We start from the raw sequence: 14,721 nt of genomic DNA on the forward strand, positions 1-14,721 counted from the left end.
GTACGGAAACGGAGGGACGGATCTTGATCGCGACTCAGAAGGCGCCCCCACCCGGGGTGAAGACGGGCATCGACCCGCAGCTGCGCAACCTGGCGATCGTCGTCGTGCTCGGCGTGATCATGACGGTGCTCGACACCACGATCGTCAACGTCGCGATCACCGCGCTCGGCAAGGACTTCGGCGCCTCGCTGTCGACCATCCAGTGGGTCGTCACCGGCTACACCCTCGCGCTGTCCATGGCGATTCCGATGACCGGCTGGTCGGTGCGGCGGTTCGGCGCCCGGACCATGTGGCTGGTCTCGCTGGGCCTGTTCATCAGCGGCTCGCTGCTGTGCGGGCTGGCCTGGTCGGTGCCGTCGCTGATCGTGTTCCGTGTCCTGCAGGGGCTGGGCGGCGGCATGCTGATGCCCGTCGGCCAGACGATGCTCGTCCGGGAGGCCGGACCACACCGGATGGGAAGGGTCATGAGCATCGTCTCCGTCCCCGCGATGCTCGCCCCGGTCCTCGGCCCTCTGCTCGGCGGCGCGATCGTCGACCACCTGAGCTGGCACTGGATGTTCTACGTCAACGTCCCCTTCTGCGCCGCCGCGCTGCTGGCGGCCGTCCGGATGCTGCCGCGCGACACCGAACGCGACGCCGGCGCGCGACTCGACGTCACCGGCATCGTCCTGCTGTCGCCCGGGCTCGCCGCCCTCGTGTACGGGCTGTCGGAGGCCGGCAACGGCACCAGCCTCACCGGTGCCCGCTTCCTCGTCAGCGTCATCGCCGGCGCGGCCCTCGTGATCGCCTTCGCGGTGCACGCCCTCCGCAAGCGCGAGGGGGCGCTCATCGAGCTGCGTCTGCTGCGCACCCGCGCCTTCACCACCGCGACCGGCGGGTTCTTCCTCTACAGCGCGTCCGTCTTCGGGCTGATGATCCTCATCCCACTGTTCGCCCGGATCGTCCGCGGCGAGTCCGCGCTGGACTCGGGATGGCTGCTCGCCCCGATGGGCATCGGCGCGATGATCACGATGTCGGTGGCCGGACGGCTGGTCGACCGGCTCGGCGGGCGCTGGATCGCCGTCGGCGGCGTGACGATCGTCCTGGCCGGGACCCTCGGCCTGACCACGCTCGACCCCACGACGGCACGGGCCGTCATCATGGGCGCGATGTTCGTCATCGGCATCGGCCACGGCCTGATCGCCCCGGCCCTGATGGCGGCGAGCTACCAGGGCCTGCCCCGCGAAGCGGTCGCCGCGGCGACCACCGGCGCGAACATCCTGATCCGCGTCGGCAGCTCGTTCGGCACCGCGGTGATGGCCGTCATTCTCCAGATCGCCATCCGGCACGAGATCCCCGGCGCCAGCGGCAACCTCGCCGACGCCGCGTCCCAGCACACCGCCCGCACGCCCACGCTGCTCACCAGCGCGTTCACCGAGACCTTCTGGTGGACCGCCGCGATCCTCGCGGCCGCGCTCCTGCCCATCCTGGCCGTCCCCGGCAAAGCGAGGTCAGCCGAGTCATGACGCGCCCGGACACACCAACTGCACCCTCCCGAGTGGGGGTCCCTGCGCTGGACGACGCCGACCGTCCCAACGCCGGACCGGTGCCCCGAGGCAGGCGGGCTGGCGGACCGGTGCCCCGGAGCAGGCAGGGCGGTGGGGCCCGCGGAGGTGAACGGGCCCCACCGGCGCGCATCGCCACGGGGCTGCGAGCGCGCGTCTCACCTGGCAGGAACGTGCTCGACGAACCTGCCCGACACCGGCGCGACCCGGCATCAGAACCAGCGGCCTCACCCGCGAGCCGGCCTCCTCCAGCTGCCCACGCCCGGGGGTCGGTCCGTCAGGAGGCCGGGGGGCTGGGGTTCTGGGTTCCGTTCGGGGCGTTTCCGGGCGGGCCGAACTGGCCGCCGCGGCCGCCTTGCGGGGCCAGCGAGGCGCAAGCCTGCATGGCCTTCTGCTGGGCCGCCGAACGCGTCGGGCGGTCGGTGGGACGGCCCGAGGCACGGCCGGAAGGCGCACCGCTGGGGCGGCCCGAGGGCCGCGCGCCGCCGAAGCCACCGGACGGGGCGCCGCTCGGACGGCCCGACGGTGCACCGCTCGGGCGGTTGCCGCGGTTCGGCAGCGTGACGCCCTGCTTCTCCAAGCAGGCACGGAACGCCGACATCTGGTCCGTGCCGGCGGCCTTGGTGGAGCCCGCGTTCGCCTTGCCGTCGCCGCCGCCTCCTCCGCAGGCCGCGGTGAGCAGCAGCGTCCCGGTGACGGTGAGACCGCCGAGCAGGCGGCCCATGCTGGCCTTGTTCATCGTCATCGTCTCCTCATCGATGGTCAGCGGCCGGCGCCCTGGTTGACGGTCGTCGCGGTCACCGAGCCGTCCTTGCCGGTGGTGCCGCGCACGACGACCGTGGCGCCCGAGCCGAGGTCGCGGAGCTTCCCGTCCTTGGTGACGCTGATCTTGGTGTTGCCGCTGGTCTTGACCTTCACGGTCTTGCCGTCCGACGTGCGCAGGTAGAGGGTGTCGCCGACGACCTTGGTGACGGTGCCGACCGTCATGCCGCCACCCGCCCCCGCGCCTCCGCCGAAACCACCGCCGAAGCCGCCGGGACCACCGCGGCCGCCCTGCTCCGTCCCCGTTCCGCCACCGCCCGGCTGCCCGCCGAAACCACCGCCGTAGCCGCCGGGGGCACGTCCGGTCGTCCGGCCGTAGCCGCCCGCCGCGGCGGGGCCTCCGCCCGGCGAGCCGGAGTCATCGGACGTCCACTTCTGGGCTTGGACACCGCCGAGGAAGCCGGCGACGAGGAGGAGTCCGGCGCCCAGGTAGATGGTCGGTCCCGGCAGGGAACGCCGCGGCGGCTTCGCCGTGAGTTCCGCGTCGAGGTCACCGTCGAACGGAGAGCTCGCCAGGAGTTCGGCGTCGCCCATCGGGCTCTCGTGTGCCAGGTCCCTGCCGGGTTCCGTGTCACGGCCCGGCTCCCGGTCCAGCAGGGGCACCGCGCCTTGCCCCGGCCACCCGTCGTGGTTCCGCCACCCCTCTTGACCGGGTGTCGGCGGCTGCCCCGTCTCTGCCGCCCGGCCGGATGCTTGGGGCTGGCCGGGTGCTGCCGCCTGGCCCGATGCTGCCGCTTGGCCGGCGGTTGGCGGCTGGCCGGTTGCCGCCGCCTGGCCGGATGTCGCCGCCTGGCCGGCGGTTGATGCCTGGCCGGGTCCCGCCGCCTGAGCAGGTACCGCCGCTTGGCCCGGTGTTGAGGGCTGGCCGGGGGTTGACGGCTGGCCGGCGGCTGGGGGCTGGTCGGGGGGTGCGGGGTGGGCCGGTGTTGGCGGGTGCCCCGGAGCTGATGGCTGGGTTGTTCCGGGAGGTGTGCTTGCCCAGGGGCGGATGTGCCCCTCCGGGGCCGCGGCGCCTGGGTTGCGGTCTTGGTCGTTGCTCATCCGCGCCTCTTCTCCGTCGTGGCCCGGCGGTGTGCGGTGCTCGCACCGCCCGGCGTGCGGGACGTGAGCCGGTGAGTTCGGGTTCGCGCGTCCCGCCACCGAGCGGTCGGGCGGCGGGGTTCGCGGGGCACCGGCGTCGGGGCGGGCGGGTCTGCGGCGTCTGCGGGACATGGGCGGTTCCTTGGTCGGTCACTCATGGCGGAGCGCCTCGATCGGGCGGAGCTTCGCGGCGCGGTTGGCCGGGTAGCTGCCGAAGAACAGGCCGATCGCGACCGAGACGGCCAGGGCGAGGACGATCGACGATGGGACGAGGACGGGTTTGACGCCGACGATCGTGAAGAGGCTGCCGGCGACGCCCGCGACGACCCCGAGGACGCCGCCGATGAGGGACAGGACGGTGGCCTCGGCGATGAACTGGCCGAGGATGGCGCCGCGGGGGGCGCCGATGGCCTTGCGGATGCCGATCTCGCGGGTCCGTTCGGTGACGGTGACCAGCATGATGTTGGTGATGCCGATGCCGCCGACGAGGAGGCTGATCGCGGCGACGGCGCCGAGCAGGACGGTGAAGGTCTTGTTCGACTCGGAGACCGCGGACTGGACGCTGGCCTGGCTGGACACGGTGAAGTCGGCGGTGCCGGACGAGGCGATGTCGTGCCGCTGCCCGAGGATCTGGGTGATCTCGGCCTGCGCGGAGTCGACGGCGCCGGAGTCCTTGGCCTGCACGATGATCTGGTCGAGGGCGCCGTAGCCGGTGAGGGACTCCTGGACGGCGGGCAGCGGCGCGATCGCGATGCTGTCGGGGTCGGAGAAGCTGGAGGAGGACGAGCCGGTCGCCTTGAGGACGCCGACGACGGTGAAGCGGATCCCGCCGACGTCGATCTTCTTGCCGAGGGGGCTGACGCGCCCGAACAGGTCGGAGGCGGTGGTGCTGCCGAGGACGACGGTCTTGTTCGCGGCGGTGACGTCGGCGGTGGTGAAGGCGGTGCCGGACGCGAGGGTCTTGTTCGCGGCGGCGAAGTAGGTGGGGGTGGTGCCGACGAACTGGTTGATGGTGGCGCTGGTGCCCTCGTAGCCGGCGGTGACGGACTGGCTGGTCACGACCGGGGAGGAGCTCTTGACGGACGGGGCGTCCGACGCGTTGACGAGGGCGGCGGCGTCCTGGGTGGTGAGGTCGTGGGCCTGGGTGCGGGGGCCGGAGCTCTGCCCGGAGCCGGTTTCGGAACCGCCGAGGCCGCCGAGCCCTCGCGGTCCGCCGCCGCCGAAGCCGCCGCGTCCGCCGCCGCCTCCGGTCGTCGACTTGGTGACGGTGAGGGAGTCGGCGCCGAGCCGCTGGATGCTCTTCTTGATCTGCTCGGACGAGCCGTTGCCGACGGCGACGAGCAGGATGACGGCGCCCACGCCGATGAGGATGCCGAGGGTGGTGAGGGAGCTGCGCAGCTTGTTGGCGGACAGCCCGCGCAGCGCGAACCGCAGGATCTCCAAAGGGCTCACCGGGCACCCTCCGAGGTCCAGGACGCGGCGGGTGGCGGACCGGCGACGGGGGCGCGGCGGACGTCCTCGACGACGCGTCCGTCGACGAGCCGGACGACGCGTTTGGCGTGCGCGGCGACGTCGTCCTCGTGGGTGATGACGACGATGGTGCGGCGGGCGAGGCTGAGCCGGTCGAAGACGGCGAGGACGTCGGCGGTGGAGCCGCTGTCGAGGGCGCCGGTGGGTTCGTCGGCGAGGAGCAGGGTGGGGGCGGTGACGAGCGCGCGCGCGACGGCGACGCGCTGCTGCTGCCCGCCGGACAGTTCGTTGGGTTCGTGCCGGGTGCGGTCGGCGAGGCCGACTTCGCGGAGGGCGGCGAGGGCGCGGCGGCGGCGTTCGGGGCCTTTGACGCCGCCGTAGGCGAGCGGGAGTTCGACGTTGGCCTGGGCGGTCATGCGGGGGATGAGGTTGAAGGACTGGAAGATGAAGCCGATGCGGCGGTTGCGCAGGATGGCGAGCCGGCGCTCATCGAGGGCGCCGACGTCGATGCCGTCGAGGAGGTAGCGGCCGGCGGTCGGGACGTCCAGGCAGCCGATGATGTTCATCAGGGTGGACTTGCCGGAGCCGGACGCGCCCATGATCGCGACGTAGTCGCCGGATTCGACGGTGAGGGACACGCCGCGCAGCGCGTGCACGGCGGTGTCGCCCTCCCCGTAGACCTTGCCGACGTCGCGGATGCTGAGGACGGGCTTGGTGCCGTCCTGCCGGGGGGCGGGGATCACCTGCGGCCCCCGCCGCCGCCCGGTGCGCCCCCGCCGAAGCCGCCGGCGGGCCCGGCGCCGCCTCCGGGGAAGCCGCCGCGCTGGGTGGTGCCGCTGGTCCCGGTGCCGGTGGAGGTGACGACGACCTGGTCGCCCTCGTTGAGGCCGGAGGTGATCTCGGTGCCCTGGTCGCCCTTCACGCCCGTCTGGACGGTGACGGTGCTCTGCTTGCCGTTGCGGACGACGGTGACGGTGCTCTGCCCGCCGGCGGTCCTGACGGCGGCGGTCGGCACGTAGAGGACGTCCTCGGCGGACGCGGTGGTGATCTCGACGGTGGCGGTCTGCCCGAGCCGGACCCCGGACGGGACCTTGGTCAGGGAGATCGTCGCGGGGAACTTGACCACGTTGTCGGTGGTGGTCGGGGACAGTCCGATCGAGGTGATCTTGCCGGTGGCGGTCTTGCCGGTGAGGGCGTCGAAGGAGATGGACGCGGTCTGGCCGACCTTGAGCTTGGTGGTGTCGGCCTCGGTGAAGTCGCCTTCGATCTGCAGGTGCTTGGTGTCGACGAGTTCCATGAACCCGGACCCGGACGAGGACGACGACCCCGACGACGAGGACGAGGACCCCGACCCGCCGCCGCCCGACGTCCCCCCGCCCGACGACGCGGAACCGGAGGAGCCGGATCCCGACGAGGACGACGACCCGGACCCGCCGGAACTGCCGCCGACGGTTCCGTTGACCGCGGTGATGGTGCCGGCGAACGGGGCCTTGAGGACGGTGTTCTGGTAGGCGCGCAGCGCGGAGTTGTAGGCGTTCTTCACCTGCAGGTAGCTGGCGTAGCCCTTGGCGGACGTGGTGTCGCCGTCCTCGGCGGCCTCCAGGTTCGCCTTGGCCTCGTCGATGTTCTCGAGCGCCTCGGTCTGGTCGAGCCGGGCGAGGACGGCGCCGGCGACGACCTTCTGGCCCGCCTTGACGTAGATCTTCGCGACCGTGCCGGACGTGCCGAACGACAGGTCGCTGGTGCGTGCGCTCTCCACCGAGCCGGACGCCGACACCGACGCCGACACCGTGCCGCGCTCCACCCGTGTGACCCGGGTGGCCGCCGCGGCGCCGTCACCTCCGTCGCCGAGGGTGAGGTATGCGGTGCCGGCCCCGGCCACCAGCAGCACGCCGAGGGCGCCGTTGATGAGCGTGGTCCGGCGTTGGAACGGCCATTTCATGCGAGAAGGCTCTTGGGCGCGCATGGGGCTCTCGTGAGGTCAATATGAGAATTCGATGAGAGAGCCGGGACGCGTGTGACAGGGCGGGCCCATGTGGGCAGATACAGGGGTCGCCGTGCTGGACCGGCGGCTGTGGGTCGGTGACCGAAATAGGGGCGCGGCAGGGACGGTTGGCCCAGTCATGAGTGCAGCGAAGGAGCGGACCCGCGTCCGCGTCGAGCAGGGCGGCAAGCGCATCCGGGCGTACCTCGGCGGCAACCTGGTGGCCGACACGACCGCGCCGGTCCTCGTGTGGGAGATCCCCTACTACCCGACCTACTACTTTCCCGTGGCGGACGTGCGGGCCGAGCTCGTCGAGGACGGCCCGGGCAAGCACTCGCCGAGCCGGGGCGACGCGACGGCGTACACGGTGAAGGTGGACGGCGCGGAGGCCCCGGGCGCGGCGCTCCGCTACCTCGAGTCGCCGGTCGAGGAGCTGCGGGGGCTCGTCCGGCTGGAGTGGGACGCGATGGACGCCTGGTTCGAGGAGGACGAGGAGGTGTTCGTCCATCCCCGCAACCCGTACACGCGCGTGGACGTGCTGGCGAGTTCCCGGCGCGTGCGCGTCGAGGTGGACGGCGTGACTGTGGCGGAGTCGTCCAACCCCAGGTTGCTGTTCGAGACGGGGCTTCCGGTGCGGTACTACCTGCCGAAGACGCACGTCCGGATGGATCTCCTAGAGCACACCGACACCGAGTCCCACTGCCCTTACAAGGGCACGGCGGAGTACTGGTCGGTGCGGGCGAACGGCAAGGTCCACGAGGACCTCGCCTGGTCGTATCCCACGCCGCTGGAGGAGTCCCGCAAGGTGGCGGGGCTGGTGTGCTTTTACAGCGAGAAGGTCGACATTTTCGTCGACGGGGTGCTGCAGGAGCGGCCGAAGTCGCGCTTCTGAGCCCGGACGAGCCGGGATGATCCGGGACGATCCAGGTGATTCGTCACCCGGGTGAGGAGGGGTAGCGCCAGGCGCGCATCAGGGCGCGGAAGTTGTCATCAGGCATTACACCATCGAATGGAACATCATGCGATGGTGTGATGCCTGTCGCTTTCCACCGGCAGGGCTTGCGGCCTCCCTACGGTTACGCAACCGTAGGTTACTCAATCGTAAGTTGAGCGCGCCTACGGGGAGGCACCCTTGACCCCTGCACTCTCAGCGCGGCCGGAACGGTCCGGCCCGGCCGCGCCCCCGGACCCGGCCGGGCCGCGGTCCCGAGCCGGCGGACGGCTCGCCGCCGCCGCGCGCCTGCTGACCACACCGCTGCTCCCGGAGGACTACCTCGGCCTGCTCAACCCGCTGTGGTCCACCGCCGAACCGCGCGGGCGGGTCGAGGCGCTGCGGCACGAGGCGCCCGGCGCGGCCACCCTGGTGATCAGGCCCGGGACGGCCTGGCGCGGCCACCGCCCCGGCCAGTGGGTGAAGATCGGCGTGGACATCGGCGGCGTCCGGCACTGGCGCACGTTCTCGCTGTCGTCCCCGCCCCGGCCGGACGGCCGCATCACGATCACGGTCAAGGCGGCCCGGGACGGCTTCGTGTCCGCGCACCTCGTGCACCGGATCCGTCCGGGCGCGATCGTCCGGCTCGGCGCGGCGGACGGCGGCTTCACGCTCTCGTCGCCGGTGCCGTCCAGGCTGCTGTTCGTCACGGCGGGCAGCGGCATCACGCCGGTCATGGCCATGCTCCGCCACCTCGCCGACACAGAGAACGACGCGGACATCACGGTCGTCCACTCCGACCGGCACGCCGGCGACGTCATCTTCGGCGGCGAACTGCGCCGGATGACCGGGATACGGCTGCACGAGCGGCACACGTCCACCGCAGGCCGCCTCGCCCCGTCCGACATCGCCGGGCTCTGCCCCGACTGGGCGGAACGCGACGCCTGGGCCTGCGGGCCGTCCGGAATGCTGGACGCCCTCGCCGCGCACTGGCGCGCCGCCGGGATCGAGGACCGGCTGCGGATCGAGCGGTTCCGTCCCGCGCCGGCGCCGGGCGCGGGCGGCGAGGGCGGGCGCGTCCGGTTCACCGAGAGCGGCGTCGAGACCGACGCCGACGGGAGCACGCCGCTGCTGGACGCCGGCGAGCGGGCCGGCGCGCTGCTGCCGAGCGGCTGCCGGATGGGCATCTGCCACAGCTGCGTCGGCCGGCTGCGCTCCGGCAAGGTCCGCGACCTGCGCACCGGCCAGGTGCACGGCGACGAGGGCGAGATCGTCCAGACCTGCGTCTCCGCCGCCGCCGGCCCCGTCGACATCGAACTCTGAAAGGGACCGACGATGCCCCCATCGACCGACCACCTCACCCCCGCCGACTACGCCGCGATCGCCCGCGAGCTCGACGCCCTCCGCGAGGAGATCACCGCCGACCTCGGCGAGCGCGACGCCGACTACATCCACCGGGTGATCCGCTGGCAGCGCGGGCTGGAGATCGGCGGCCGCGCGCTGCTGATGGCGTCCGCGCTGCCGCCCGCCTGGCTCGCCGGGACCGCGACCCTCGCCGTCGCGAAGATCCTCGAGAACATGGAGATCGGGCACAACGTCATGCACGGTCAGTGGGACTGGATGCGCGACCCGAAGATCCACTCCACGACCTGGGAGTGGGACAACGTCTCCCCCGCCGAGCAGTGGAAGCACTCGCACAACGTCGTCCACCACACCTTCACCAACGTCCTCGGCAAGGACGACGACGTCGGCTACGGCATCCTGCGCGTCGCGCCCGAGCAGCCGTGGAGCTGGGGGAACGTCCCGCAGCCGATCTACAACCTGCTGCTGGCGATGTTCTTCGAGTACGGCGTCGCGCTGCACGACCTGGAGCTCGACAAGATCCGCGAGGGCACCCACGACGAGGAGGCGACGAAGGCGAAGCTGCGCGCGATCGGACGCAAGATCCGCCGCCAGTGGGGCAAGGACTACCTGGCGTTCCCGCTGCTCAGCGGCCCGCAGTTCGTGTCCACGCTGGCCGCGAACTTCACCGCCAACGTCGTCCGCAACGTCTGGGCGCACACGATCATCTTCTGCGGGCACTTCCCCGGCGACGTCGAGGTGTTCGAGGAGGACTACCCGCTCGACAAGGAGACCCGCGGCGAGTGGTACGTCCGGCAGCTGACCGGCTCGGCGAACATCACCGGCGGCCCGCTGTTCCACCTGATGACCGGCAACCTCAGCCACCAGGTCGAGCACCACCTGTTCCCGGACATCCCCAGCAACCGGTACGCCGAGATCGCCCCGCGCGTCCGCGACCTGTGCGCCCGCTACGGCCTGCCCTACCACACCGGCTCGCTGTCGAAGCAGGTCGCGAGCACCTGGAAGAAGATCTTCCGCTACGCCCTCCCTGGAGGCGCCCCGAAGCCGAAGCCCGCCCCGAAACCCCCCGCCCGCGAGCCCGTCGCCGCCTGACGCCCGCCCCGCCGACGGCCGCATTGAGCCGGAGGCCGACCGCCGTCCGTCACGAGACGCCACCCCGGCGCCGGTCGGCCTCCGCCACGCGCTCGACGAGCCGCTCGGCCGCTCACCCGCCGCATTACCCCTGACGTCATCGACCCGATGACCGCCCTCGGGAGATCGTCTTGGTGCACGCACCGAGACGAACGAACCGGGGAGATCCCTTGTCCACCACCGCGACACCGCAGGCGGGGCGGCGGCCGCAGGACGGCGCGGCCGCGCACGCGGCGCCGGCCGCCGGCCTGCTGGTCCTGCTCGTCGGCATCTTCATCACCACCCTCGACGTCTTCATCGTCAACGTCGCGATCCCCCACATCCAGAGCGACCTGCACGCGGGCACCGCCGCCACGCAGTGGGTCGTCGCCGGGTTCGGGCTCGCGCTCGGCGGCGGGCTGATCACCGGCGGCCGGCTCGGCGACATGGTCGGGCGCCGCCGGATGTACGCCGCCGGGCTCACCGCGTTCGTCGCCGCGTCCCTCGCCTGCGGCCTCGCGCCGACGCCGGGCGCGCTGATCGCGTCCCGGGTGGCGCAGGGCGTCGCCGCGGCGATGCTGATGCCGCAGGTGCTCGGCATCATCAACGGCGCGTTCGAGGGCGCGGCGCGGGTCCGCGCGTTCACCGCCTACGGACTGACGATGGGCTTCGGCGGCGTGTTCGGGCAGCTCATCGGCGGCGCGCTGATCCAGGCGGACGTCCTCGGCACCGGCTGGCGGAGCATCTTCTTGATCAACGTCCCGATCGGCGCCGGCACCGTCGCGCTCGTCCGCCGGACCGTCCCGGCCACGCCCGCCGCCCGCGGCACCCGGCTCGACCTCGCCGGGACCGCGCTGGTCACGCTCGGCCTCGTGGCGCTCGTCCTGCCGCTGATCGAGGGGCGCCGGCTCGGCTGGCCCGAGTGGACCTGGTTCTCGTTCGCCGGCTCGGCCGTCCTGCTCGCCGCGTTCGCGCTGTGGCAGCGGCGCAGCGCCGCACCGCTGATCGCGCCGGCGCTGTTCCGGGAGCGCGCGTTCACCGTCGGCGTCGGCATCGCCCTCGCCTACCAGCTAGCGATGGCGTCGTTCTTCCTCTACCTGGCCCTCTACCTGCAGCAGGGACGCGGCCTCAGCGCCCTGCAGTCGGGCCTGCTGTTCACCGCGCTCGGCGCCGGCTACTTCGCCGCGTCGACCCGCGCCGGGGCCGTCGCCGCCCGGATCGGCCGCCAGGTTCTCGCGCTCGGCGCCGGCGTCCAGGCCATCGGCTGCCTGCTGCTGATCGACGGCATCGCGCAGGACGGCGGCGTCGGCTGGCTGATCCCCGGCCTCGCCCTCGCCGGCGCGGGCATGGGCCTCGTTCTCGCCCCGATGTCGGCGCTCGTGCTGGCGGGCGTCGGCGAGCGGCACGCAGCGTCGGCGGCAGGCGTCATGTCGACGTTCCAGCAGGTCGGCGGCGCGATCGGGGTCGCGGTCGTGGGGATCGTGTTCTACGACGTCCTCGGCGCCCACCCCGTCCCGGCGGACGTCGCGGACGCCTTCAAGGCGGGCCTGCTGCCGATCATCGGCTTCTGCGCCGCCACCGCCGCCCTCGCCCAGCTCCTCCCGAAGACGCCCCGCGCATGATCCGACCGACCCGTCCGCCCCGGCCCCCCGCCGGGGCGGCCGCATGCCCCGGGGGCCGGGCTCAGTACTCGTACGGGGAGAAAGAGAGGAAGACGTGGTCGTCGCGCTGCAGGTGTGACAGCGCCAACGCGAGCTGGTGGGTGAGCGTGTCGGAGACGATGTCCCCGGCGAACAGGCCCGCCAGCAGCTCCGTGCAGGTCAAGGGGTAGATCTCGCAGTCCTCCAGACCGCTGTGCAGGACGGCGACCGGCCATCTTTCCGGTGGCTCGCCCGGTCTCACCAGCCAGCTGACGGTGTCGGCGTCGATGGTGTCGGCCCACGGCACCAGCACGTCGTGCTCCGCGATCCCGTCCGGCCGCCGCACGAACTCGGACCAGAAGTGCCGAAGCTCGTCCATGTGGCCTTCGTTGAAGACGGCGATCCCGCTGTCGGTCTCGTTGGGCGACCCGACCAGCAATGCCAGGTAGTGGTCGAAGGAACCGCGGCCGTAGACGTCCACCAGGTCCTTGTAGTCCTGGGGCAGCGGGTGACCGAGGCTTCGCTCCGTGGCGTCCCAGTCCCACTGCCAACGGCGCTCTTCCGCGGCGGGAGGCGGGACGAGCGCTTGGAGCCGTTCAAGGGGAGTGCTCAGGTGGCGCCTTCCTCAGAGGTGGGGTCGTTGTAGTGGGCGTCGTGCTGGCGGCGGGGGGAGCAGACGGAGGCGGACGGGCAGGAGCAGCGGCCGCCGCCGTTCAGGCGGACGGTGACCTTGTCGGACGGGACGTTGCGGCCCACCACCTGGCCGGGGCCCTGCGGGGTGTCGACGCGGGCGCCGAGCTTCGGCATCCGCTCGTGGGCCTCGACGTAGAGCGGGTGCTCGTACTTGAGGCAGCACATGAGGCGGCCGCAGGCGCCGGCGATGCGCAGCGGGTTGACGGGGAGGTCCTGCTCCTTCGCCATGCGAACGGAGACGGGCTCGAAGTCCTTGAGGAAGGTGGCGCAGCACAGGTCGCGGCCGCAGGGGCCGATGCCGCCCTGGAGGCGCGCCTCGTCGCGGGGGCCGACCTGGCGGAGCTCGACGCGGGCCTTGATGTTGCGGGCGAGGTCGCGGACCAGGGCGCGGAAGTCGACCCGGTGCGGCGCGGTGAAGTAGATCTTGAAGACGTTGTCGGTGTCGAGGTAGTCAACGCCGATGACCTTCATGGGCAGCTCGTGCTTGCGGATGAGGCGCTTGGCGATCGAGCGGCCCTCGGCGCGGCGGCGGCGGTTCGCGTCGTCGCGGGCGAGGTGCTCCTCGGTGGCGGGGCCGGCGCACTCGGGCAGGCCGCCGATGTCGTCGGACACCCACTGCGGCGCCCACACGCACTCGGCGACCTCGGGGCCCGCGTCGGTCGGGACGAGGACCTTGTCGCCGACCTTCGGGGTATGCGGGCCCGGGTCGAGGTAGTAGAGCCGACCGTACCGGGTGAAGCTGACGGCCATCACCATGCCCACGGTTTCGCTCCGTTCGCCCCGTTTCCGTGGGTCCACTGTACGGCGGATGCGGGCGAAGATCACCAGGCGGCGTCGGCGAGGTCCGTTCCGGGGAGCGTGCCGGCGCCCTCGGCGTAGAGGCGGCCGTCGCTGCCGGTGATCAGCAGCTTGCCCTTCTCGCCGGTGTCGAGGCCGGTGATCCGGCCCTTCAGCCGCTGCTTCCAGACGGCCTTGGCGGGCGCGCCGGTGGCCGCCGAGTACGCCTGGACGGACGCGGCGGAATGCGCGACGACGCCCGCGGCGACGGTCTTCCCGTCAGGGGTGAGGACCGCGCTGGTCGTGCCCTTCGGCAGGGAGGTGACGGCCTTGCTCGCCTTCAGGTCGCCCGCGGCGCCGCCGGTGTCCAGCGTGCGGAGTTCATGGCGGACCTCGGTGTACGTGCCGCCCGCGCGCCGGACGGGGCTCCAGACGAACGCGAGGGTGTCACCGGCCCACGAGAGGCTGCTGACGCGGGCGGAGTGGCCGGTCGTCCACGTCTTGCGGGTGCCGGTGCGGGCCGAGACGACGTCGATGCGGGCGCGTACGCCCTTGTAGGTGACGTAGGCGATGCGGTCCCCGTCGGCGGACACGGCCAGGTCCGACCACGGCGCGGCGGTGCCGGAAATCGTCGCGGCGGGGATCTCGGTGAGGGACTCGGGGCGCCCGTCGGCGGCGAGTTCGAGCCGCTGGAACGTGATCTTCCCGGCGCCGGAGGACGCGACGACATAGGCGTCGCCGTCGCCCGCGACCTGGTGGAACCGGCGCCCGCCGGGGGCGGCGACGGGCAGGCCGAGGGCGTTGCCGGTACGGGCGTCGCGGACGGTCAGCGCGGTGCCCGCGCGGGTGACGCCGACGACGGCGCGCGGGGCGGCCGGCGTGGTGTCGGCGGCGGCTGCCTCCGCGTCGTGCTTCTTGTTCGCCTCGCGCTGGTGCCGGTGGACCAGGTCGACGCTGCCGCCGGCGAACAGCGCCGCGGCCGCGGCGACGCCGACCGGCAGGGCTGCCCGCCACACCTCCCGGAACCGGATCCCGGTCCTGCCCTCGTCGTTCCCGCCGTCCATGGGGTCGGTCCGCACCGCCTCTCCGCTGCTCGGCATTTGATATACCGCGCGGCATCCGGCTGGACGGGCGGAGTTACCACTTCGAGTCCGACCCGGAGCGCCGCGAGGCTGAACGACCCTAGATGAATGAGTCCAAGGGTTCGCCTGCGGACATGGGGCGAGGGCGTCCAATGTCAGTGTGTGAAGACAGACCTAGACACCCTCGCAACGGCACTCTATGCCCGGATCGACGACGAGTTGAAGG

Annotated in this window: 13 protein-coding genes; 5 read left to right on the top strand and 8 right to left on the bottom strand. The window is 72.5% G+C overall.

Annotation, left to right across the window (positions count from 1 at the left end):
- Window positions 1-23 precede the first annotated feature (23 nt).
- Window positions 24-1,505, top strand: a complete 1,482-nt coding sequence (locus F8568_RS17735; protein ID WP_151594640.1) for a DHA2 family efflux MFS transporter permease subunit — start codon at window positions 24-26, stop codon at window positions 1,503-1,505.
- Window positions 1,506-1,821: 316 nt separating this feature from the next.
- Here the strand turns inward: F8568_RS17735 and F8568_RS17740 are convergent, their stop codons facing one another.
- The 5 genes from F8568_RS17740 to F8568_RS17760 form a co-directional block, all read right to left on the bottom strand.
- On the bottom strand, window positions 1,822-2,289 hold the full coding sequence (locus tag F8568_RS17740) for a hypothetical protein (RefSeq protein WP_151594641.1): 468 nt from the start codon (window positions 2,287-2,289) through the stop codon (window positions 1,822-1,824).
- A gap of 17 nt (window positions 2,290-2,306) precedes the next feature.
- Window positions 2,307-2,969, bottom strand: a complete 663-nt coding sequence (locus F8568_RS17745; RefSeq protein WP_160573656.1) for a single stranded DNA-binding domain-containing protein — start codon at window positions 2,967-2,969, stop codon at window positions 2,307-2,309.
- A 627-nt stretch (window positions 2,970-3,596) separates the two neighbouring features.
- Window positions 3,597-4,898, bottom strand: a complete 1,302-nt coding sequence (locus tag F8568_RS17750) for an ABC transporter permease (protein ID WP_151594643.1) — start codon at window positions 4,896-4,898, stop codon at window positions 3,597-3,599.
- Window positions 4,895-5,659, bottom strand: a complete 765-nt coding sequence (locus F8568_RS17755; protein ID WP_151594644.1) for an ABC transporter ATP-binding protein — start codon at window positions 5,657-5,659, stop codon at window positions 4,895-4,897. The genes F8568_RS17750 and F8568_RS17755 overlap by 4 nt, the downstream gene beginning before the upstream one ends.
- Window positions 5,656-6,858, bottom strand: a complete 1,203-nt coding sequence (locus F8568_RS17760) for an efflux RND transporter periplasmic adaptor subunit (protein WP_151594645.1) — start codon at window positions 6,856-6,858, stop codon at window positions 5,656-5,658. Before F8568_RS17760 ends, F8568_RS17755 begins: the two co-directional genes overlap by 4 nt.
- 181 nt (window positions 6,859-7,039) lie before the next feature.
- Between F8568_RS17760 and F8568_RS17765 the strand changes: the two genes are divergently transcribed.
- The 4 genes from F8568_RS17765 (at window position 7,040) to F8568_RS17780 (ending at window position 11,925) form a co-directional block, all read left to right on the top strand.
- Complete coding sequence (locus F8568_RS17765; protein ID WP_151594646.1) at window positions 7,040-7,792, top strand: DUF427 domain-containing protein; 753 nt, start codon at window positions 7,040-7,042, stop codon at window positions 7,790-7,792.
- A 240-nt stretch (window positions 7,793-8,032) separates the two neighbouring features.
- The gene (locus F8568_RS17770) at window positions 8,033-9,154 is read left to right on the top strand and encodes a ferredoxin reductase (protein WP_151594647.1); all 1,122 of its coding nucleotides are present in this window, start codon (window positions 8,033-8,035) and stop codon (window positions 9,152-9,154) included.
- A 12-nt stretch (window positions 9,155-9,166) separates the two neighbouring features.
- Complete coding sequence (locus tag F8568_RS17775; RefSeq protein WP_151594648.1) at window positions 9,167-10,285, top strand: fatty acid desaturase family protein; 1,119 nt, start codon at window positions 9,167-9,169, stop codon at window positions 10,283-10,285.
- Window positions 10,286-10,494: 209 nt separating this feature from the next.
- Complete coding sequence (locus F8568_RS17780; RefSeq protein WP_202125064.1) at window positions 10,495-11,925, top strand: MFS transporter; 1,431 nt, start codon at window positions 10,495-10,497, stop codon at window positions 11,923-11,925.
- 61 nt (window positions 11,926-11,986) lie between these two features.
- Here the strand turns inward: F8568_RS17780 and F8568_RS17785 are convergent, their stop codons facing one another.
- The 3 genes from F8568_RS17785 to F8568_RS17795 form a co-directional block, all read right to left on the bottom strand.
- Window positions 11,987-12,424, bottom strand: coding sequence for a hypothetical protein (locus tag F8568_RS17785; RefSeq protein ID WP_151594649.1), 438 nt, complete (start codon window positions 12,422-12,424; stop codon window positions 11,987-11,989).
- 128 nt (window positions 12,425-12,552) lie between these two features.
- Window positions 12,553-13,392 carry a PSP1 domain-containing protein gene (locus F8568_RS17790; RefSeq protein WP_151594682.1) on the bottom strand — a complete coding sequence of 280 codons (840 nt, stop codon included), beginning with the start codon at window positions 13,390-13,392 and terminating at the stop codon, window positions 12,553-12,555.
- A gap of 65 nt (window positions 13,393-13,457) precedes the next feature.
- A complete protein-coding gene (locus F8568_RS17795) occupies window positions 13,458-14,513 on the bottom strand; it encodes a TolB family protein (RefSeq protein ID WP_236008852.1) in 1,056 nt (351 codons plus the stop codon).
- Between the last annotated feature and the right edge of the window lie 208 nt (window positions 14,514-14,721).

This window comes from Actinomadura physcomitrii (genome assembly GCF_008923205.2).
Lineage (GTDB): Bacteria > Actinomycetota > Actinomycetes > Streptosporangiales > Streptosporangiaceae > Spirillospora > Spirillospora physcomitrii.